The sequence below is a fragment of the Nocardia sp. NPDC060255 genome (genome assembly GCF_042727395.1).
Lineage (GTDB): Bacteria > Actinomycetota > Actinomycetes > Mycobacteriales > Mycobacteriaceae > Nocardia.
In genome coordinates, this window is the sequence record NZ_JBHXAU010000002.1 from 86,428 (window position 1) to 107,912 (window position 21,485).

A 21,485-nucleotide genomic window follows, 5' to 3' on the forward strand; every position below is an offset into this window, starting at 1 on the left:
GCGATGAGCGGCGAGTTCACCGGGCGGACCGCGCTGGTCACCGGCGGCGGCAAGGGCATCGGACGCTCGATCTGCCTGCGGCTGGCCGAGCAGGGCGCACATGTCCTGGTCAACTACTTTCATTCGAAAGGCGACGCCGAAGCGACGCTCGCCGAGATACGCCGCAGCGGCGGTTCCGCCGAGCTCGCCCATGGCTCGGTGGCCGACGGGGAGTCCGTTCGAGCGATGTTCGCCGGGATCGCCGATCGCCACGACGGGCTCGATATCCTGATCAACAACGCCGCCCGCGGGACGCTCGCGCCGCTGTCCACCCTGCGCGACAGCGACTGGTCCAAAGCCCTTGCGGTCAACCTCGATGGCAGCAGGCGATGCGCGCAGGCGGCCGCAGCGCTGATGACCGGGCGTCGCGGTTCGATAGTCAATCTGTCCTCCATCGGCGCCGGACTGGTCATCGGCAACTATGCGACGGTCGGGGTGAGCAAAGCGGCCGTCGAGGCGTTGACTCGTTATCTGGCAGTGGAATTCGCCGCCGCCGGCATCCGCGTGAACACCGCGTCCGCCGGCCTGATCGACAACGCCACCAGCCATCTCTTCCCCGACAGCGATGTCTTCCGGCAGACCGTGCTGACGGCGACGCCGCTGCGCCGATTGGCGACCGAAGCCGACCTCACCGAGATCGTGCTGTTCCTGGCCTCGGATCGCGCGTCGTTCATCACCGGTCAGGTGATTCTCGCCGACGGTGGACTTTCCCTTGGCTCAACGAGTTTGGCGCCGCCCGCCGGGCAGGTGACGGTCCCTGCCGAAGCCACGGTCGCCGCGCTCGGCGCGCCGGACGCGGATCCGCCTACCCCACCGCCGGAAGCCACCGAAGACGCCGACCAGCTCGTCGCCGTGGTCGGCACCGGCATGGCCATCGCGGGTGCCAACAGCCCACAGGAGTTCTGGAATCTGCTGTCGCGGCCGACGCCGGTGTTCACCGAGCCGGGTGCGCGATTCGCCCTCGAGAACTTTTACACGCCCGACCGCACCGCCGTCGATCGCACCTACTGCCGGGTCGGTGGCCACCTGCACGATTTTCAACCGCACCCGACCCTCCTCGCCGAGGAAGCGGCCGACGGGCCCCGCCGCGACGAAGCGACTCGCTGGCTCCGGCACAGCTTGCTGCAGGCCAGGGACGGCGTACGGCAGACATCGACGGATCGTTGCGCCGTCTATGTCGGCGCCTGGCCGGGCGGTAGCCAAGCCCTGGCCGAACATCTGGTCACCGAAACGTTCGGCAGCGCGGCCGACGAGGCCGCGGGCCCGGCGGCCGGAAACCGGTTGCGCGAACTGCTGAGTCGGCGCTACCCCAGAGCGGGCGCCGACCAGCCGGTGCTGCCCACGATGGTGGTGCACGCCGCCATCGCCGGCATCCTGGACCGGGTCACCGAGGCCACGGTCATCGATACCGCTTGCGCGTCATCGCTGTACGCGGTCGATTTCGGCACCAAAGCGCTGCTGGCCGGTGACTGCGATATCGCCTACTGCGGCGGGGTCGAGGTCTTGAATCCGACGGTGGCGGTGATGTTCGCCAAACTCGGTGGCCTGTCCCGCGGGGGCGCGGTCCGGTCCTTCGACGCAGCGGCCGACGGCACCCTCTTCAGCGACGGCGCCGCGGTCGTCACGCTCAAGCTGCTCTCGCGGGCCCGCGCGGACGGCGACCGAATCCTCGCCGTGCTGACCGGATTCGGCGCCGCCGCCGACGGTCGCGGCAAGGCCATCGCGGCGCCGAATCCGGCGGGCCAGCGGCTGGCGATCGAACGTGCCCGCGCGCTCAACGAAACCTCGCCCGCGCAGGTCGACTGGATCGTCGCGCATGCCACCGGCACCACCGCCGGTGACCGCACCGAGCTGCAGACCCTGGCCGCCGTCGCACCCCCCGACGGCTATCCGTGCAGTTCCAACAAGTCGGTGGTCGGGCATACCGGCTGGGCCGCGGGCGCGGTCTCGCTGATCCATGCCACCGAGGCGCTGCGGGCCGGGCGGATACCGGGACAGTACGGTTTCACCCGAGCGCCCGCGGACGTGCAGACGGATCGCACGCGCGTCTGCGACCGCGACCTCGCCTTCCCCGCCGACGCGCAGCGGCCTCGACTGGTCGGGGTATCGGCGTTCGGGTTCGGCGGCACCAACGGTCACCTGCTGGTGACCGATCGCGCGAACGGCCACCCGATCCGGTCCGGACGTCGCACCGGCAGCGAAGATCTGGCCGTGCTCGCGTGGAGCGCCCACCTGCCCGGCAACCCCGATCACGAGCGGATCACCGCCTGGCTGCGCGGCGACGGCGATGCACCCGATCGGCGGTTCGCCGTCCCCTACCCGGCCCCCGCTCCGGCCGAAGTACGACTGACTCCGAAAACGATCGCGACGATAGATCCCTGCCACCTCATGGCCATTCAGGTCGCGGACACCTTTGTTCGCGAGCACGGCGAACTGTGGGCCGAGGTGCGCGAGTCGACCGGCGTCATCACCGCACACACCGGCGTCCCGGTGGCCCTGGCCGGCGCGTTCACCCGCACCTATGGCGACGATGTACTCAGCGCGATCACCGAATCCGATGCGGCACACGACCTTAGCCCGCTCGTCGCGTCGATTCTCGCGGCGGTGCGCGACCGGGTGCCCGAGTGCAACGAGGACACCTATGCGGGCGTCATGACGAATGTGATCGCGTCGCGGATCACCAGCAGGCACAATCTGCGCGGGATGAGCGTAGCCGTCGACGCAGGCGATGACTCCGCGCTGGCCGCCCTCGGCACCGCTCGACGGTATCTGCAGGCCGGCGATCTGAATCTGGCGCTGCTGCTCGCGCTGAACGGCAACTCCAGCGGCGAGCTCGCCGATATTCTCGGCCGTCCCGCGCAACAGCTGGCCGAAGGTGCTTTTCTGATCGCGATAGCCACCGCCGAGGAGGCCGCCCGACGTGGCTGGCCGATCCTGGCGCGGGTGAGTATCGCTCGCGGTGATCGCGCCACTGCCGCCAATCCGTCCACTGATGTTGGCGCACTGAAGGATTCGATCGACACCCGAGACTATCTCGGCGCCGCGGGAGCGGTGGACCTGCTTCGCGCGGTCGCCGGCCCGGCCAAGCCGTCGGAGTTGTCGCTGCCGAATGGGGACCGCGTCCGGGTGACCACCGCGAGGCCCGACCACCTCACCAAGCGCTACGTGCCCGCGTTGGTTGCCGCGCCGAACACGCGACAAGCGTTGTCGCACAGCGCGATACCAGCGGGCAGCGTCGTCCTCGTCGGCTCCGGCGAATCGGCACAGCAACTGCGCGCCGAACTCGAACAGGCCCAGGCAACGGTCCTGTGCGCAGGTGTCGACGATCCGAGCGACACTCGCGTGCAGGCGCTGATCGACGCGGCTACCCCCGCGTTGACGGTGATCTGCTCGGTCGACGAATCGCCGCGGACGCCAACCGGCCGCGACATCGCCGCCCAGCTGCGTCTGCACGATCTCACTTTTGCCGCCGCTCAACGACTCTGGCCGCGCTGGACAGCGGACAGCTCACTCATGGTGCTGTTGCCCGGTCAGCCGAGCACGGGCCGGCCGCATCCGTACGCCGCGCTGTTCACCGGCTTCGTCAAGAGTCTGGCGTGGGAACGCCCCGGCGCATCGATCGCAGCGATACTCACCGATGCGCCCCCACTCGCGACCCTGCGGTTGCTTGCCCACGAAAGATCAGCAGCGGCAACAGATTCGGTGGTGTGGTATCGCAACGGCAGCCGATATCGCGACGTTCTCACGCCGGCCGCACTGCCAACGGCCCACCGCGGTGCGCCGATCGACGACGACTCGGTGATCCTGGTGACCGGCGGAACCGGCGGCCTGCCGATCGCGATGCTGCGCGCGCTGAGTGAACGGGCCAAACCCGCGGTATGGCTGCTCGCGCGCACAGATCCGACCGGCATCGCGGAGCACTCCAACGGCGCCGCTCCGGCGGACGTTCGCGCGGAGCTGATCCGGCGGCTGCGCGACGACGACCCGGCCAGACCCATCCGATCCATCGTCGAGCAGGCCGACGCCCGCATGAAAGCCATTGCCCGGCAACGCGATTACCAAGACCTCGCAGAACGGCTCGGCCCGGACCGGCTGCACTGCCTCCCCTGTGACGTACTGGACCCCGATGCGGTCCGGGCCGCGGTCGCCACGGTCCTGTCGACCGCGGGCCGACTCGACGTGGTGATCCACGCGGCGGGGCTGTCCGAACCGGCGTTGCTGGAGAACAAGTCGTTCGAGAGCTTCCGCCGGGTTCGAGACACCAAGGTCCTCGGCTATCAGCACCTCAAAGCGGCGCTGGCCGGGCATCCGCCGATCCGCTGGTGCAACATCGGATCGGTGGCGGGCGCGATCGGCCTGCCCGGAGACGTCGACTACGCCGCCGCCAACGATTTCCTGGCCGCCTGCGCCCAGAGCTCCGACGATGACGAATTCACCGTCGCATTCCCGCTGTGGGGACAGACCGGACTTCGTTCGGACCACTTGAACCGCGCGTACCTGCGACGGCAGGGACAGCTCAGCTCGATCACCACCGACGAGGGGACCGCCCTGTTCCTCGCCGAACTCACCGCCGGTGCCGGCTGCGCGGTCTTCCTCGGCGACAACGAGCTTCGCATGGTGCGCGGTGCGCGACCGTACGGCGTGGTCGAGGATGCGCGAGCCGACGAGAACCCCGGATGCCGGCACTACACGTTCGATCCTGTGCTTGACGGCTACCTGTCCGACCATACGGTCGACGGAAAGCCGACCGTGCCGGGAACGTTGCTGCTGGACATCGCGGCACGGGCAGCTCTGGCGGTGCTGCCGGGCGCCACCGTCCTCGGGTATCGCGACACTCGCTTCGAGGCCTTCCTCAAACCGTTCGCCGGCCGTCGGCCGATCGAGCTGCGGATCACCGCCGCGCTGGGCGTCATCCGCGAAAAGACCGCCCAGTCGGTAACGGTCGAACTGACCTCCGACGTCGCCGCGGGCAACGGCGCGGCGTCCCGGCGACGCTTCTTCCGCACCGAAGTCGTTGTATCGTCCGCCGATTCGGCTGTCGAACCCCGCAGACCCGAGGTGCCCGACGTGGTCGGCCGGTCCGTGCTCGACCCGTATCGCCTGGCCGATTCGCCAGTGCGGATCGGCGGGATGTTCGCCAACCTCGCGCACATCCGGACCGCCGACCGGCGCGCAACCGGCACGTGGTCGCTCCCGCCCGACGCGACGGGCCTGCTCGGCACCATGCGAATCCCGTGGCTGCTGCTCGACGCGATGCTGCGCACGTTCGCGTTGGCCGCCGGGACCGCTACCGAGCAGCCGATTTTCGTACCCCGCGAAATCGCCCGAATCGATCTGGCCACCGGATCGATGAACGATATCGGCCTGGCCGAGCGATACGGCGCGGACATCCGGCTGCTCGGCGATCTGACCGGAACGCACACCGTCCGCGCGATCGCACCGGACGGCACCCTCCTGCTGGAGATGACCGGCTTGACGATGTCGCGACTCGGCTCGGTTCGGCCGACCCGCACCGGCCGGGCCGAAGACTGCCGCCGGTAGGTCACGGCCGGGTAACGACTGAGCGGGCAACCCGGCCGGGCTAGGCATCGCGGCACCCTCCTCCCTCCGAATCCTCTAGTACGACCAGCACTTTCGCGACCCTGCGGAGTCGCAGCAATTCGTCAGCACATTCCCCGGTGCCCTGGCGGACGCAAGTACACCTGCACGCGCACGGCCATATCGGAAAACATTTCCCCGCAACATTCTTCGGTTAAACTACAGTCTTCAGCAGGCACGACCCGCGAAAGCGAGAGGCGACACCCGATCACGAGCCACCGGGGAAGAGGGTTCAGATGGTCGTGAATCACAGAGCGCTCAGTGCGGGAGAGCGAATCGAGTTGCGCCGCAGGCGGTTGGGGCTATCCCGTCGAGTGGTCGCCGAACTGACCGGACGCAGCGAAGAGTGGCTACGCCAGATAGAACGAGGCCGCCGCCGCCTCGACAGTATCGAGATGATGTACCGGCTCGCCGAAGTCCTGCGTTTCGATGATCCCGTCGAGCTGATCGGCCTGCCTTCGTCGAGCCGCTCGGGGGCACGTGACATGGACGAAATGGGGCTACAGCTCACCGCGCTCAACCGTGCCATCATGGACCACCCGTCGACGCACGTCTTCGCCACGCCGGTTGCGAATCTGCTGCCGACCCTGGAGTCGGTGCGCGCCGACCTCGACCAATGCTGGTACAGCTGGCTCGGTTCGGGTCACCGCTACACCGAACTCGCCGCCCGGCTCCCCGGGGTGCTGACCGCGGCGCGATCGATCCGCGCCGCAGCCCAGGCAACCTCGGACGGCCAGTTGGCGGAGACGGGCAAAGTCCTCGTCGAGGCCTATCACCTGGCCCGATTCGTGTTGACCCGGGTGGGTGACTATCACCTGGCCTGGCTCGTCGCCGACCGCCCGATCGGCATCCTCACCCAACCCGCACAGCCGGACCTGGTCGCGGTGAGTTCGTGGCACGTGGCGAGCGCACTGCTCTCGATGGGTTATCACGCGGAAAGCCGGGACTACGCCCTGGCCGCCGCACAACGCCTCGCGGCGGCCACCCGATCCGCGGAAAACGAGGGCCCGGCGTACGGCGCGCTGCTGCTGCTGGCCGCAGAAGCCGCCGCGGGCGCGACCGACCTCGAACAGTCCAAGCAGCTCATCGCCGAATCCGCCCGCATCGCCGAGCAACTCGACCCCGCGGCTTGCCTGCGCACCATCTGGTTCGGCGTCCCCGAAGTCACCATCACCGGTATGGACATCGCGCTGCGACTCGGCCAGGTCGACGAAGCGATCCGGCTCGCGGCCGAGGTCCAGCTACCGGACGAGGCCGCTGTCGATCTCCGCGCCCGCTATTACCTGACCACCGCCTACGCCTATGGCCGCAAAGGCGAGGATTTCGCCGCGACCCTGGCACTGCAACAGGCCGAGCTGGCCGCCCCGGAAGACCTCCGCTACGACTGGATGGCACATCGCACACTGCAAAGACTCTCCCGCCGCGACCACCACCTGACCAGACGCGACCTCGCGAAGCTACTCTCTGCCGCCGGTCTGGCGTGACCCGACGGCCGGCGCCGAAGTTTCACAGATTATTCCGCCGACAGCTGGGTAACGTCAGAGTACGACGCCATCGCGAATTCCCGACAGCCATCCGGCGGGTTCCGGACGGGAGCGAACTGGCCGCAACAACCGCAGGGGTTCTTTCGACCGCCGAAGGGAGAGAATTCTTGAGCAGCACCTCCGGTCTCAGAACAGGCCTACTGACAATAGGCGAGCGGCTCGAACTACTACGGCGCCGGCGCGACCTGTCCCGCCGGGCCCTCGCCGAACTGGTCGGTCGAAGTGAAGAATGGTTGCGCCTGATCGAGTCCGGCAATAAGCAGCTGGACAGCGTAGCGACAATCATCCGGCTCGCCGATGCGTTACACATCAAAGATATGCGCGAATTGATGGCGCTGCCGCCACAGCTGGCGCCCGCAGGCGTCGACGCCGGGGATCAGCTCGCCGAATCCTTGAAACGCAGTATTATCGACCATCCGGCCATCGGGGCGTATCGACGCACGGCCATGAATACCGAACCTCTTTCCGATACGGCCGATAAATTGCACCGATGCCAGAATATCTGGCAGCACTCACCGAATCGGTACACGGAATTGGCGGAATACCTTCCCCCGGTTTTGACTGCGGCCCGCGTTCAATACTTGCTGTCGCAGGACGACGAAGCCGGGAAGATACTGTTGCGTAGCTATCATCTATCCCGGCGATTTCTGACGAGGGTCGGCGCCCACCAGTTGGCCTTCACCGCCGCGGATCGGGCGACGATGGTAGCCGAGCAGATGCCGAGCCCATGGCAGATGGCAGCTTGTGCGTGGCATACCGGGAACGCGATGCTGGGACTAGCGCAGGCACAGGAATGCCACGATTACGCCGTGGCCGCCGCCGAGCACCTGACCGCCACCACCGACTCCGTCGACAAGACCGTGTTGATCGGCGCGCTGCAGTTACTCGCGGCGAAAGGCGCTGCCGCAGCGGGGAATACAACCGAAGCAGACAGACTGACGACCGCCGCGGCGCGAGAGGCCGACCGGTTGGACAGCGATCGCGCGGTTCACGACATCCCGTTCGGGCCTACCGAATCGCGCATTGCCCGCCTCGAGATCATGCTGTGGGGAGGCAATTGCGAACAGGTCGCCGAACTCGCGGCACGACAGCACGTCCCGGATGCCCACCCGGTCGGTGACCGCATGCGATTCCACCTGGCCGGCGCGTATGCCTGCGCTCGCCGAAACGACTATGCGGGAGCCTCCCGCGCCCTCGGCAAAGCCGCTGACGTCTGTCCCGAGGACTTTCGCTACGGCGCGGATACCCAGTCGGCGCTGCAATATCTCGTCGAGCAGGACAACCGCCTGGTCCGCCCGCAGGTTCACCAACTCGCCCGCGTGGCCGGACTCCGCTGACCTCGACCCGCAGAGTCGCCGCACTGCCGATTGCCGATTGATAACTGAATGGTGAAGCCTCACCCACTTCCGCCACTTCCAAACAGAAATATTCGATAGCCTCACTATATGACCGCGATAACCGAGTTGATCGTCAGCGAACTGATCGAGCCCGGCAGTCTGTCGGACCCCATAGCTCTCTATCGAGATGTTTTCGCTTTGCGCCCCGAAGACCCCGCGCCCAGCCCGAGACTGCTGACCGCGCTGGCCCACAATGGAAGTATCGCGCTCGGTGCACGCATCAACGGGGAACTGGTCGGCTTCAGCTACGGATTCCCCGGCCTCGACCTGGACGGTGGCGGACACATTTCTTCGATATACCATTACATGGAGTTATTGGTCGTACGCGCCGACCGACGGAGCATTGGCATAGGTCGATCATTGATGCATTTTCTCCGCGGCACCTCGCTCGCCCGCGGATTACACGCCATCCAGTGGGCCTACGACCCGTTGCGGGCCGCCAACGCCTACTTCTACCTCGACGTCCTCGGTGCGCGCGGCTGCGGATTCGCCCCCAACCTCTACGGTATCGAGGACTCCGGGCGCGACCGCGGCAACCCCACCGACCGGATAATCGCCCGCTGGGAACTCACCACGCCGGCCGAGCACTGGCCGCAGCCACCGTCCGGACTGGTCCCCGGCAACCCCGCACTCGATCCGCGGGGCGATACCGAGACCATGCTCGTGGCCGTTCCGACCGTGTACGAAGATCAGTGCGGACGCGAGTGCGCGGCACTGCGACGGCGGATTTGCGCCGTCCTCAGCGACTTGATCGCCGGCGGCTTCCAGGCGGTGTCCTGCCGGAAGGCCGGCGACGGCACGTCCGTATACCGGCTCGTGGCCTGCGCACCAACGTAATTCCTGCCGCGCCGATGTCGCACGGCGCGGCGATTCCGCATCCGTGCGATCATCGGTGTCGAGGTCAGTTGTAGCCGTGGGTATTTCCCGCGTCCATCGCGTCCATTCGATCGGCAGCGCTGCGTTGGCCGTCGGCATAGCCGCCGACGGTGCGGGGCCGACGATGGCGCATGCGAAATCTAGGAGCCCTGGCCCGACGAGCCGGACGCCGTGCTCGACCGATCACCGCCTGATCCGGTGTGCGTCGAAGATCCAGGAATCGGGCTCACCGAACCCGTCTCGCCGCCATATGAATATCCGCCAGTAGGCGGATATTCATATATCCGCCAATGGTTTCCGGGGGCGGCTCGTTCTTTTTCCAAGGGCCACTGGGCAATTCGCCGAACTGGATGTACCGTTGCGATGTAACTGCCGCCTGCGGACGCCGACACAGCTTGGACTGTGGCCGCTGAGGGACTGGCAACGCGGTACGGCACGGGCTCGGGTAGAAATGAGGATACGTCCATGGGGGATTCGGGAAAACGGCTCGGTGTCGACCTGTACGAACTCGAGCAAGCCGCGAAGGGGGATTTTCCGCAGATCGCGTTGGATTACAGTATTGCGATCGGCAGCTGCAACAGCGTCGCCGATGGACTGGCGCAGGTTTTGGAGCGCCCAGCGTACTTCGGTGGCTCCACCCAAGGTCCGGTATATGACGCCTATCGCGCCCTGCACACGACGGTGGTCGGCTTTCTGACGGATACCCAGAAGAATCTGGAAGACACCGCCACGGCGTTGGACAAGGCGGCGCAATACTTCGCCGGGATCGATCGAGAGGCAGGCGACGAGATGAACCGCCGCATGCACGACGATCCGGCGCTGAGCGCCACGCAGGACCCGCCGAAGCAGAACCGGCCGGGCCACCGCATGTACAACGTCCAGTGAATCGGCAGGTGACAAAAGATGAGTTTCGATCAGCTCATGCAGCACGCACACGACATCGCCGAGAAGGCCGCCGAAATCGCGCGCCGGGAGCAGACACCCGCCAACACCGGCAGATCCGGCGTCAGCGCCCCGCCGATGGAGCAGTTCAGGCAGCAATTCGCCTCGATCGAGCCGACATTCGAGCCGTTCACCAAGATGCCCGACCCGGCCCACTACGACTCGCTGATCAATGACCTGAAAAGGGCGATGGGACAGGTGAACACGGGCTCCGCGCCGCAGACCCAGCTCACCGGCGACGTGATGTTGTCGAACACCGATCTGGCCCACATGAAAACCGACGGTGACTATCTGGCGGGCTGGACCGGCGAGGCCGCGATGGCGTTCAAGAAGAACTTCGTCGACCCCTTCGGCATGGTTGCCGGAAACCAGTTCACGGCGCTGTCGACGATGCGAGGTGTCCTCGAGGCGCATCAGGCGATGTGGGCCGCGGCGCGCAAGGACATCGACAATATCGCGGAGACCACGTTGCATGCGCTGGACAACGTCGGTAGCTGCAACAAGACGCAGTGGAGCTACATGTTCACGGTGCTGTCGGCGGTCGCCACGATCGCCTCCGGGCTCATCACCATCGGAACCGGCGGTGCGACGGCGCCGATCGTGCCGGTCGCGGCAGGCGTCGCCGTCGCCAACGTCACCTTGGGCGGGTCCAATCTCTCGCAATCCGGCGCCTCCGCTGAAGCCATCATCAGCTCGATGATGCAGGGCATCGAGACCCTGCGCCAGCATATTCAGGACGTCGAACAGAACCATATCGCGCATTACATCCCGCCGCTGGTCGGCGCCTTCACCGATAACAAGGACAAGCTCGTCGCCGCACGGCCCACCCTGGCCGGAATGAGCCTGCCCGACCTCTACGGCGACCGCGGCATGGGCGGCCGAAATTAAGCAAGGTTCGTATAATGATCGATTTGGCAACGCGATTGGACAATATCCGGGTCCGGGTGACCGCGCCGGGAACGGACATCGAAGCGGAGTTGTCCCGGCGTACCGATATCGTGCTGTTCTTCAAGGACAGTGATTACGCGTTCGTCAACGAACCGATACTGGAGCGGGCGTTGACGAGTATCGCCAGGCTGCTGTGGGTCGGGTGGCAGCGGGAGTACCGGCGGGCGATCGAGTACACAAACCTGAGCATCGATGCCGAGAATGCGACGGATTTCGCCTTCTTCGCCGAGCGGGACGGCGTCGAGGCGGCCGGCGAATCGAGCAACACGCGGATCACGATCAGCACCGTTGGCATGAAGAATTTCTCGGTGCACATCGAGCCCGACACCGTTCGGGACCTATCCGAAAGTGAGTTCTGCGCGAGCGTCTCCGAAGCTGCCGCCAACGTGATCCGCGACTACGTGACGCAGGTCGGCGAGCTCAAGAAGCGGTACTACGACTGATCTGCGAGTCCCGCCAGCAGGCCCGCCGCCGTCGTCTGGAACATGTCGAGATCGCCGTAGAGCCGGGCAACCAGCAGCGCGCCTTCCAGACAGCTGATGATCATTTGCGCCTTCGCGCGCGGCGAACCACTGAAGGTGAGAGCGCGTTCCCGCTGCCCCTGGGTCAGCACTTCGGTCAGCCATGCCTGGTTTCGTTCGAAGAAGTGGACCACTGATTGCTGCATGGGTGCGGACAGGGTCTGGTATTCGGCGGCGAGCATGCCGCACAAGCACATTCGCTGCTCGCGCAGAACGCCCGCGTATAGGCTCGCATAGTGCTCTAGCCGAACGGGGGCGTCCCGATCGGCGACCGTGGACAACGCCTCGAAGAACCGTTGCTCGTAGCGCTGCACGAGCGCGAGCCCCAGCTCTGCCTTGCTCGGAAAGTGGTAGTGCAGAGCCGGTTTGGAGATCGTCAGGACCGCGGCGATGTCGGCGTAGCTGAATCCGTTGAATCCCCGGCTCTGCACGATTCGCTCGGCGGCGTCGAGGATGTGTGACCTGGTGCCGCGGTCGCCGCTCGCGGTGCGTGGCGTCATGGGCTCCTGCCTCTTGACTAGCGGGCGGGTCCTGGTGAGAATTTGACCTACTAGTAAATCAGTGTACTTCGGGCGGCCTGATCGTACAGTGTCCGTTCTGCGAAGTTGTTGCGGCATCGCCACTTCGGTCGATGGTCGAGCATCGCGGTGCGGGTGTCACACGGGCTGCGCCGAGCCGGGCACTCGTCCATGGAGGAGGGCGGGCCCCGGCCGACGTCACGGGGTGACGGATTGGCTGCGGCGGCCGAGTCCGCCTGTGCCCGTGCGACATCGCCGACACTCTCGGATTCCCAGGCGGCAAGAATATGCAAGGACTCAGTGCAATCGGCTCAACGGCCGCACCGGTGGGGACGTCCGGAGCGGGTGAGTCGCTCGGATGTCCGCCGCACAACGAGCCGGTCGACCGGTTGATCGGCCGACAGGGCGAGCTCGACCGGGTGACGGACCGGATCGACAAGGTGGTCGCGGGAGCGGGTGGGATCATCCTCATCGAGGGCGAACCAGGCATCGGCAAGACCGCAATGCTCAGGGCGGCCGCACAATTGGCGGCCGCGCGCGGGCTGCGAGTACTGCACGGGGCAGCCAAGGAACTCGAACGGTACGTGCCGTTCGCGGCGATCGAGCCGCTGCGGGCCGCGGTCGAAGCCGCGACCACGGCGGAGCCCCGCCGCGGGCAGGTGAGCGGCGGCGCCTTCACCGGCTCGATGGCCATCGGGCACGAGATGGCCGCCATCACAGGCCTGCTCGACGCGACCGAACTATTCTGTGCCACAGGACCGTTCGTGCTGCTCCTGGACGATGCGCACTGGGCGGATCCGTCGAGTCTTCGAGCCCTGCGCCGGCTGGGCGAACTGCTCGGCAAGCTCCCGCTGCTGCTCGTCCTCGCCGTCCCGCCGCTGCCCCGGCAGCGCGGGCTGTCCGGGCTACTCGCCGAATTCGAGTCGGGCGGTGCCGAACTGATACGACTCGAGCCGCTGCGCGATTCGGACATTGCCGTGCTGGTCGAGCTCTCGCTCGGCACGGCCGCGGGGCCGCTGCTGTCGGCGGCCGTCGCCAGCGCGGGCGGCAATCCGCTGTATGTCACCGAACTTGTCACCGGAATGTCGCAGGCCGGGATGCTCGAGTCCGGGGAAATCAGTTCGGCAGCATGGTCTTTCGAGGAGAACGGATCGAGGACCGTCCGCCTGCCGGAATCGCTGACCGAGGCGATTCTGCGGCGACTGGACCATCTTCCGGCCCGGTCCCGGCAGATCTTGTCCGTGGCAGCGGCATTGGGACTGGGCGTCGAGGCGATCGAACTGTCCGAGGTGCTCGCCGCGCCACTCATCGACGTGTGGCACGTGATCAGCGCGGCGGTCGCGTCGGGAATCCTGGTTCGGTCCGGCGCCGAACTGACCTTCCGGCACGATCTCATCCGTCAGGTGCTGGCCGACCAGCTTCCGCCTGCGTCGCGGACGACGTTGCAGTCGCGCGCGGCGCGGGTACTGATGTCGATGGAAGCGCCGGTGGAGCGCGTCGCGATGTACCTGCTCACCGAGGACGGTCCGTTGGACGCGACCAGCCTGGAGTGGCTGAAGAACGTCGTTGACAGGCTGATGGTTCGAGCCCCGGAACTGGCGGCCGGCCTGCTCGCTCGGGCCATCGAATCCAGCGAACTCGACCCGCAGCGCCAGGACGAGTTACGGCTCTGGCAGATCAGAGCGCTGTTGTGGAGCGGAAATCCCACCGAGGCGCAGGCGCGGGCGCGGCACGCGTTGTCGCTGGGCGCGACCGTGGCCGGTCGGCGGCAAGAGGTCGGCATCATGCTGCACTGGCTGCTGGCCCACGCGTGCTTCGCCACCGGAAACCTGTCCGGCGCCGTCGAGGTCGCCGAGTCGGTACTCGCCCAGCCCGGCCTGAACCCACTGCCGCAGGGGCAATTTCACGGGTTTCGGGCCTTGTCCAATCTTCTGCTCGAACGTTTCGATATCGCCGAAGACGCGTCGGCACAGGCGATGTCGGCCGGTCTCGCGAACTCGGATCCGGTCGCGTGGGGACTCGGTTCGCTCGCGCTCGGCTTGTTGCGATTCCACCAGGGCTTTCTCGATGAGGCGCGGCAACTCGGCGATCGGCTGGCGCGGAATTTCGAATCCAATGGTCGTCGGCGGCTGTCCAACATCGAGCCGTACTCGCTGAGCGGTCGCTGCCTGACCGAGCTCGACGAGCATCCGGTCGCGGAAAAGGCGCTGACGCTGGCAATCCGGTACAGCGAGCACACGTCCGGTGTGTATCTCGGCTCGAACCGGCTGGAACTGGCCCGATCACACTTTCTGCGGGGCCGCTGGGACGAAACCCTGATCGAACTGCGCGCCTGCCGGGACGCACCGGACGTTTTCGGCTACCTCGCGGCCGCAGAATGCCTGACGGCCCTCGTCGCGGTGCATCGCGGCACGTTCGCCGGTACCCCCGACTCGCTACCCGCCCCCGACACTCGGCTGGAGGGCCTCGGTTACCGGCATCTGCACCCGTGGGTGCGGGCGTTGGTGTATGAGACACAGGGAGATTCGAGCCGGGCCATGGAGATCCTGGTCGATCTTTGCGAACAGTTCACGAACGGATCGGCGCCTGCCACGGTGAGTCAGACGTATCCCGATCTGGTGCGAATGGCGGTCGCGGCCGGGCGGGCGGACGTAGCTGCCAAGGTCGCCCTCGCCGCCGACGCGTTGCAGGCGCGTCATGCCACGCACAGCCGACGGGCCACGGCGGCGCTGTGCCACGGGCTGGCCGAGGGTGATTCCGTGCTGGTCGCCGAGGCCGTCGAATCGTTCCGGCAGGCGGGTCGCCCCTGGTATCAGGCACAGGCGAACGAAATGCTCGCCACCATGCTCGCGGGCGACGGTCAGACCGAGCAAGCTCGATTCGCATTGGACGACGCGATCGATCTGTACACCGGATTCGGCGCCGAGTGGGATATCGCGCGAGCCGACGCGCGCCTGCGGGAATTCGGGATTCGCCGTGGCCGACGTGGCCGCCGCAACCGGCCCAAGTCCGGCTGGCAGGCGCTGACGCCCACTGAGCGGAAGGTGGCCGCACTGGTAGCGCAGGGGCTATCGAACCCCGAGATCGCCACCAGGATGTTCCTGTCGTCCCGCACCGTGCAGTCGCACCTGTCGAATATTTTGACGAAACTGCGTCTGCAATCGCGGATTCAAGTAGTGGTAGCCCTGGCCCAGCAAGGCGCGTTCCCGAGCATGGGCTGAGCTTTCGGAGCCGTTCGGCGAGACAGCGGCGGCGGCGCCGTCCGAGTGACTGATCCTGGACCAGGCCTGCCGATCGTCGAGATCAGTTGTAGCCGTTAGTATTTCCCGCTTCCATCGCGTCCATTCGGTCGGCGGCGCTGCGCTGGCCGTCGGCGTAGCCGCCGAAGGTGGTGGCCATCTGGTCGATGGCGGCGAGGAGGTTTTCGCGGGCGGCCAGGTAGCCCTTGTCGCCGTCGGCGAATTTCTTGCCGAAGCTGTCCGCGCCCCAGGGGGTGCCGGCGCCGCTCACCACACCGCGCAGCGTGCTGAGGGTGTGCGTGATGCTGTCGTGGATTCCGTCGCACTCGCCCGCTGCGTGTCGTAGCTGGTTCGTGTCGACCTCGACGGTGCCGGTCATTCGTCTGCTCTCTGTTCGTCTAGTGCTTCAAGGTGAAGGGCACATCCACGCCCTCTTCGGAATCCGGATCGGTGCCCTCGTCGGCTCCGTCGGGCGAATCGTCGTCGGATGCCGGATCGCCGTACACCCACGCGGAGGCGTCCGGTGCGTCCGGCGAGTGGAAGACGCCGGGCAGCGGGGCCCAGTACGGAAGTCGTTTCGGGCGGGTCTTGGCCTTCATGTCCTTGCCGGCGCCCAGGAAGGGATCTGGTTGGCCTGCCGGGTGCGGGACTTGCGGGACAGGGGGATTCGGATTTCGGGTGGAGCCGGTACCACTCGGCGGCGCCGATGATGGCGCATGCGAGATCGAGGAGCCCTGGCCCGACGAGCCGGACGCCGTGCTCGACCGATCGCCGCCTGATCCGGTGTGCGTCGAAGATCCTGGAATCGGGCTCACCGAACGCGTCTCGCCACTACTGGACGAGCTGTTGATCGGCGAGACGGATGGCGCGCCCCCGTCCACCGATCCCGCCCGACCGGCAGGCGGCTGCCAGCCGCCGTCGACCGAAGCCTCCCACGAGGTCGGCGGCACGAACCCGTTCCGGCCCGACCGAGTCGAGCCTTCGCCACCGGTCGACGCGTGCACCGAGGGCTGACCGCTCGATTCATGCACCGACGACTGACCACTGCCGAGCGATTCCTGCGCCGTGTGGTGCGGCTCGCGCCCGGTGTGGAACGACTGTCCTTGACTGTCGACCGTTCCTCTGCCGGTGTGGAACGACCGGCCATCACTGTCGAGCGTCCCTCGGCTGCCGGTGTCGCCTCGGCCTGAGCCAGTGCTGCCGCCCGAGTGCACCGACGGCGGACCCTGCTGTGAGCCCGAACCGTTCGTCCCGACCGGGGCCGAATTCTGTGATCCCCCAGCACTTGTGAGCACGGAAGGGGCAGGCCCGGTGCCATGCGACGAACCACTGCCATTCGTATGCACCGAAGGCTCGGGCCCTGTCACATACGACGAACCCCCACCGCTTGTGCGGACTGAAGGCGCAGACCCGGTGCCATGCGAAGATCCGCCACCGCTTGTGTGCACTGAGGGCGCAGGCCCAGTCCCACGCGACGAACCATTCGACGAACCGCCACCGCTCGTCCGCACGGAAGGCGCTGGCCCGGTGCGATGCGAACTGCCGTGCCCGCTTTGCCCACCCGAGCCCACCGACCGGCCGCTGCCCGACCCGACCCGGCTGCCGTCGCCGTTCAACGACTCCAGCCGAATGGACGATCCTGGTGATCGAGTCGAACCGTCGTGCGCCGAACTACCGCGACTCGCCGCGTTGGACGGCGGTGTCCGCGGCGCGCCCGGCTTGTGCATCCACAGCGGATACCGCACATCGGATCTCGAGATCGGGCTCGACTTCGCGAAGGCACCGCGCGCACCGCCGACCATCCCGCCGCGCGCGGCGCCGCCGACCCAGCCCTGGGGTGTGCTGAACGACGACCAGTCCCCGGTCGCCACACCGACGGCGATGTTGCCCGACGCCGAACCCACCACGCCCGCCCCGGCGCCGATGAACGCGCCGCGCCCAGCGCGCCCCCACGCATTGTTCAGCTGCCGACCGGCCAGCTTGTCGATCCCATTGCCCAGATATCGTGCGAACTCCCGCGACGGCAGCGCCGAGGCGACCGACGCGAACACGGACACGCCGAATTCTGTGCCGTCGAAGTGCCGCCGCTTGCCGTCGGCCATCTGGCCGAGTTGCACCGCCGCGTTCAATCCCCCTGACGTGATGGCCGTTTCGGCGAACTTCACGCCGTAGACGCCCCAGCCCTTCGCGGTCGGCAGCACGAACCGCCCGCCCGCCACCGTCTTCCAGAAGTACCGCTTCTCCGCCGAGGCCCCAAGCTTGCGCGCCAGGTTCTGGATCACCTTCTGCACCATGTCCTCGAACACCCGCAGGAACGAGCGGGTGGTGGTGATGGCGGTGGCCTCCACGATGGCCGCGGTCGGCGGAAACATCCACGCCCACAGGATCTCCATCGCCAGCCAGGCCAGCGAGATGACGATGGTGAGCTTGGTCGCCTGAAGCTGGGTGCCCATGTCGAAGGTCGAGTCCGAGATCTGCTGCATGTACTTGGCCAGCGAGTCCAGCGACTGGTCGCCGCTGCGCAGCCCGTCGAACAGTTTGCCCATCTCCTCGGCGGCGTGGCCCTGCGGGTAGGCCCGCGACGTGCTCTGCTTGGCCGTGTCGATGTGTGCGAGCTGCGCCTGCAGTTGCTCACTCGCGGTCTTCCAGGCCGCGGCGACGGCCCACATCTGGTCTTCGTCGCCGTCCGGCCAGGTCGATCCCGCGATCCAGCCGAGCCAGCGGAGCTCCTCGGGGAGGTACATGCTCATACGGCTCCCCCCTGCGGCTCATCCCTGGCGATCGGCGACGCCCCTCGGCCGAAGCGGAGGGGGTGGTATCCACGATGACGCACGAGTAACCATCTCCGCCAGGCGAATCGGCCCTGGTCGCGACGAGTTCACCTACCAGTCATCAGCGCATTGCTCAATGGACCGACAATGGTTGCAGCAGTTCATGTTTCAACACGTCCGAGTCGCCGGTGTCACCGTGCCGCGGTGACGACCGCCGCAGTTGCCGCGGTGTCGCCGACGGTGATCCGGATACCGGTGGCGCAGTGCTTCACCTGAATGTCGTCGCGGGCGAAACCCGCGCGCAGCCGGTCGAGTTCGCCGGGAGCGCATCCGGACAGGTAGACGAAGTTCGCGGCGCTGGTCGGCACGCGGTAGCCGAGCGCGCGCAGGCCCGCGGTGAGTCTGCCGCATTCCCGGGTTATCGTTTCGGTGCGCAGCACCAGCTCGTCCTCCGCCGCGTAGCAGGCGCGGACACCGGCCTCCGCCAGCGCCGTCATGCCGAAAGGCAGCTGCCAGCGGCGAATTCGCGCGATGACCGAGGCCGAGCCGAAGGCGTAGCCGACGCGCAGCGCGGCCAGACCGTAGGCCTTGGAGAAGGTGCGCATCACCACCAGGTTGGGGTGCTGTTCGACCAGCGCGGCGGTGTCCGCGCGGTCGCGGGGCGGGACGAAATCGATGTACGCCTCATCGAAGACCACGGTCACCGCGGGGTCGGTGCGTTCGAGAAACTCGGCGAGCGCGCCGTGCCGGATGCAGGTGCCGGTCGGGTTGTGCGGACTGCACAGCACGACGACCGCCGGGCAACGGTCGATAGCGGCCGACATCGCCGGCAGATCCTGATGGCCGTCGTCGGTGAGCGGCACCGCTACCACCCGTCCGCCCACCGTATCGGTCAGCAACGGGTAGCCGTCGAAGGTGGGTGTCGCCGTCACCACGGCCGCGCCCGGCGGGACGAACTCCTGCAGGATATGCATGATCACGCCGGTCGCGCCCGCGCCGACCACGACGCGGTCCGGTGCGTGCCCGAGCCGTTCCGCGATCAGCCCGGGCAGCCTGCGCGGCAGGAACTCCGGATACCGGTTGGCTTCGGCCAGCGCGCCCGTCAACGCCACCCGCACCGAAGGCAGTGGGCCGTAAGGGTTCTCGTTGAGCGAAAGCTGGTGGCCGAGTTGCGCGGGCGGCACAGTCATCGACACCTCAGCGCCCGCGGCGGCAAGCCGAGATGCTCATCGGTTCATCCACTCCGGCTTGATCGGCTCGCCCGTGCCGTGGCGGTGTTCGCGGACTCGTGGCTCGGTCATGCGGAGAGCTCCTTCAGGAACGGGGCGAACGGCGGCATTTCGTCCGGGTCGCAGAGGATTTCGATGAATACCGGTCCCGTCGCCGCACTGGTCTCGTCGAGCGCGGCTTCGAATTCCGCGCGGGTGCCGGTGGCGTAGGCCGGGATACGCGGGAACATCGCGGCGACCGCGGCGCCGATGCGCGCGGGGCCGAATCTGTTGTAGGTGTAATCGCCGGAGTAGTAGAGCTGTTCGCGGGTCACGCACATCGCGTGCGCGTTGTTGTTGAAGATCACGAAGGTCACCGGAACGTTGTGCTCGACGGCGGTGTGCACTTCGTGTCCGTGCATGAAATACGCGCCGTCTCCGGCGATTACGAACGTTCTGCGGCGACGCCCGAGCGCGCTGCCGATGCCCGCGCCGAACGCGTAGCCCATGCCGCCCATCCCCAGGGCGATGACGAAGCGGCCATCGGCCGGCACCGAGAGGTGATGCACCGCCGCCGCGCCCGTATTGCCCGCGTCGACAACCACATCCGTGCCCGGCGTCAGCCTGGCGCTGATCGCTTCGATCGCATCGCGGTAGCGCACTCCCGGACCCGATGCCGCCGGAACGCTCAGTGCGGGAGTCGGTATCGGCGCATATCCAGGACCCGAAAGCGCTGCCGCCGAGGCCACCTTCATTAACAGTGTCCGTAACGGCCCGCACATCCTGGCATCTGTCCGCACGAACGCCGGGTCCGCGCCGACATGCAGCACCTTCGGGCAATTCGCCAGGGCCGCTTCGAGACCGGCGCGCGCTATCACCGGCATCGGGGTGCCCGCCAACACGCACAGGGCGGCGTCGCCGATCAGCTCGGCGACATGGGGATGCCCCATGCTCCCCGCGATCCCCGCGAACAGCGGATCGTCATTCGGGAAGGCGTCTTTGGCATCCGGCGTCACCGCCACCGCAGCACGCAGTGCCCGCGCCATGATGACGAGCTCGGCCCTGGCGTCGGCGCGAGCCACCTCGGGGCCCGCGATGATCACGGTGCGACCCGTGCAGGCGGCAACGAGAGCGAGAGCCTCGTCCTGCGCGTCCGGTTCCTCGCGCTTGCCGAACAGCTGCCCCTCTCGGGTGGCCGAACCTACCACCGGTAACGTCTGAATGTCCCTGGGCAGCAGCAGGATTGCCGGTCCGCCTGCCATCGCGGCGCTGATCGCCTGCTCGACGGCAGCGGTGAGATCCTCGGCCCGGGTGAGCTTGACACAGAACCGCGCCACCGATCCGAACAACCGCTCCGCATCGATCCGCCCCGCGCCACCACTGGTGTCCTGGAACGCTCCGCTCCCCTCGAGCGCGAGCGGTGGCTGTCCGACCAAGGCCAGCACCGGAACTCGCGCATCGAACGACTCCCCCAGTGCGGCAATCAGATTCAGCGCACCGCCGCCGGAGGTAGCGGCAACGACACCGAGCCGGTTCGTGGTGCGCGCATAGCCGTCGGCCATTGTCGCCGCACCGAATTCGTGCTTTGCGACGATGCCGGTGATCGATGCCGTGCTGCGATGCAGCGCGTCGTAGAGGTCTTCGATATTCGCGCCGCCGACACCGAAGACGTGATCGCTGTGTTCGGCGATCACCTCGACTATGCGGTCGGCAACGGACTTTCGGCGCTTGACGGCAGTTTCACTCGCCGCTTCCAACATAGATCGCGTGCGATTCATCGCACACAATGTATCTGAGACAGTCGTCAGATCGCAATGTGACCCACGTCATAGCAATCTAGAAATAGCTTGCTGCGCAACAACTTTGGACAAGCGACCAATAGTT

The 21,485-nt window shown here is 67.1% G+C and carries 13 protein-coding genes; 8 read left to right on the top strand and 5 right to left on the bottom strand.

Annotated features, from left to right (window positions below; all coding sequences use genetic code 11):
* The first annotated feature begins 3 nt into the window (after positions 1-3).
* The 7 genes from ACFWF1_RS06295 to ACFWF1_RS06325 all read left to right on the top strand — a co-directional run bounded on the left by ACFWF1_RS06295 (position 4) and on the right by ACFWF1_RS06325 (position 11,787).
* Positions 4-5,580: an SDR family oxidoreductase gene (locus tag ACFWF1_RS06295; RefSeq protein ID WP_379285902.1), complete on the top strand. Its 5,577-nt coding sequence runs from the start codon at positions 4-6 to the stop codon at positions 5,578-5,580.
* Positions 5,581-5,879: 299 nt separating this feature from the next.
* A complete protein-coding gene (locus tag ACFWF1_RS06300; protein ID WP_379285904.1) occupies positions 5,880-7,121 on the top strand; it encodes a helix-turn-helix domain-containing protein in 1,242 nt (413 codons plus the stop codon).
* 167 nt (positions 7,122-7,288) lie between these two features.
* On the top strand, positions 7,289-8,518 hold the full coding sequence (locus ACFWF1_RS06305; protein WP_379285905.1) for a helix-turn-helix domain-containing protein: 1,230 nt from the start codon (positions 7,289-7,291) through the stop codon (positions 8,516-8,518).
* A gap of 108 nt (positions 8,519-8,626) precedes the next feature.
* Positions 8,627-9,415, top strand: a complete 789-nt coding sequence (locus tag ACFWF1_RS06310; protein ID WP_379285906.1) for a GNAT family N-acetyltransferase — start codon at positions 8,627-8,629, stop codon at positions 9,413-9,415.
* A 441-nt stretch (positions 9,416-9,856) separates the two neighbouring features.
* The gene (locus tag ACFWF1_RS06315) at positions 9,857-10,339 is read left to right on the top strand and encodes a hypothetical protein (protein ID WP_379285907.1); all 483 of its coding nucleotides are present in this window, start codon (positions 9,857-9,859) and stop codon (positions 10,337-10,339) included.
* 18 nt (positions 10,340-10,357) lie between these two features.
* The gene (locus tag ACFWF1_RS06320) at positions 10,358-11,284 is read left to right on the top strand and encodes a hypothetical protein (protein ID WP_379285908.1); all 927 of its coding nucleotides are present in this window, start codon (positions 10,358-10,360) and stop codon (positions 11,282-11,284) included.
* 14 nt (positions 11,285-11,298) lie between these two features.
* Positions 11,299-11,787 (top strand): hypothetical protein, encoded by a 489-nt coding sequence (locus ACFWF1_RS06325; protein WP_379285910.1) that lies wholly within the window; start codon positions 11,299-11,301, stop codon positions 11,785-11,787.
* Here ACFWF1_RS06325 and ACFWF1_RS06330 read toward each other — a convergent pair.
* The gene (locus ACFWF1_RS06330; RefSeq protein ID WP_379285911.1) at positions 11,778-12,365 is read right to left on the bottom strand and encodes a TetR/AcrR family transcriptional regulator; all 588 of its coding nucleotides are present in this window, start codon (positions 12,363-12,365) and stop codon (positions 11,778-11,780) included. The two genes, ACFWF1_RS06325 and ACFWF1_RS06330, sit on opposite strands and share 10 nt — an antisense overlap.
* 344 nt (positions 12,366-12,709) lie before the next feature.
* Here ACFWF1_RS06330 and ACFWF1_RS06335 point away from each other — a divergent pair, with 344 nt between their 5' ends.
* Positions 12,710-15,604, top strand: a complete 2,895-nt coding sequence (locus tag ACFWF1_RS06335; protein WP_379285913.1) for a helix-turn-helix transcriptional regulator — start codon at positions 12,710-12,712, stop codon at positions 15,602-15,604.
* Positions 15,605-15,686: 82 nt separating this feature from the next.
* On the opposite strand, the gene ACFWF1_RS06340 is transcribed toward ACFWF1_RS06335, so the two are convergent.
* From ACFWF1_RS06340 to ACFWF1_RS06355, 4 genes are all read right to left on the bottom strand, one after another.
* Positions 15,687-16,001: a hypothetical protein gene (locus ACFWF1_RS06340; RefSeq protein WP_379285914.1), complete on the bottom strand. Its 315-nt coding sequence runs from the start codon at positions 15,999-16,001 to the stop codon at positions 15,687-15,689.
* A gap of 19 nt (positions 16,002-16,020) precedes the next feature.
* Positions 16,021-18,372: a hypothetical protein gene (locus tag ACFWF1_RS06345; RefSeq protein WP_379285915.1), complete on the bottom strand. Its 2,352-nt coding sequence runs from the start codon at positions 18,370-18,372 to the stop codon at positions 16,021-16,023.
* Positions 18,373-18,584: 212 nt separating this feature from the next.
* On the bottom strand, positions 18,585-19,583 hold the full coding sequence (locus tag ACFWF1_RS06350; protein WP_379285916.1) for a pyridoxal phosphate-dependent aminotransferase: 999 nt from the start codon (positions 19,581-19,583) through the stop codon (positions 18,585-18,587).
* 107 nt (positions 19,584-19,690) lie between these two features.
* Positions 19,691-21,379, bottom strand: a complete 1,689-nt coding sequence (locus ACFWF1_RS06355; protein WP_379285918.1) for a thiamine pyrophosphate-binding protein — start codon at positions 21,377-21,379, stop codon at positions 19,691-19,693.
* Positions 21,380-21,485: the final 106 nt, after the last annotated feature.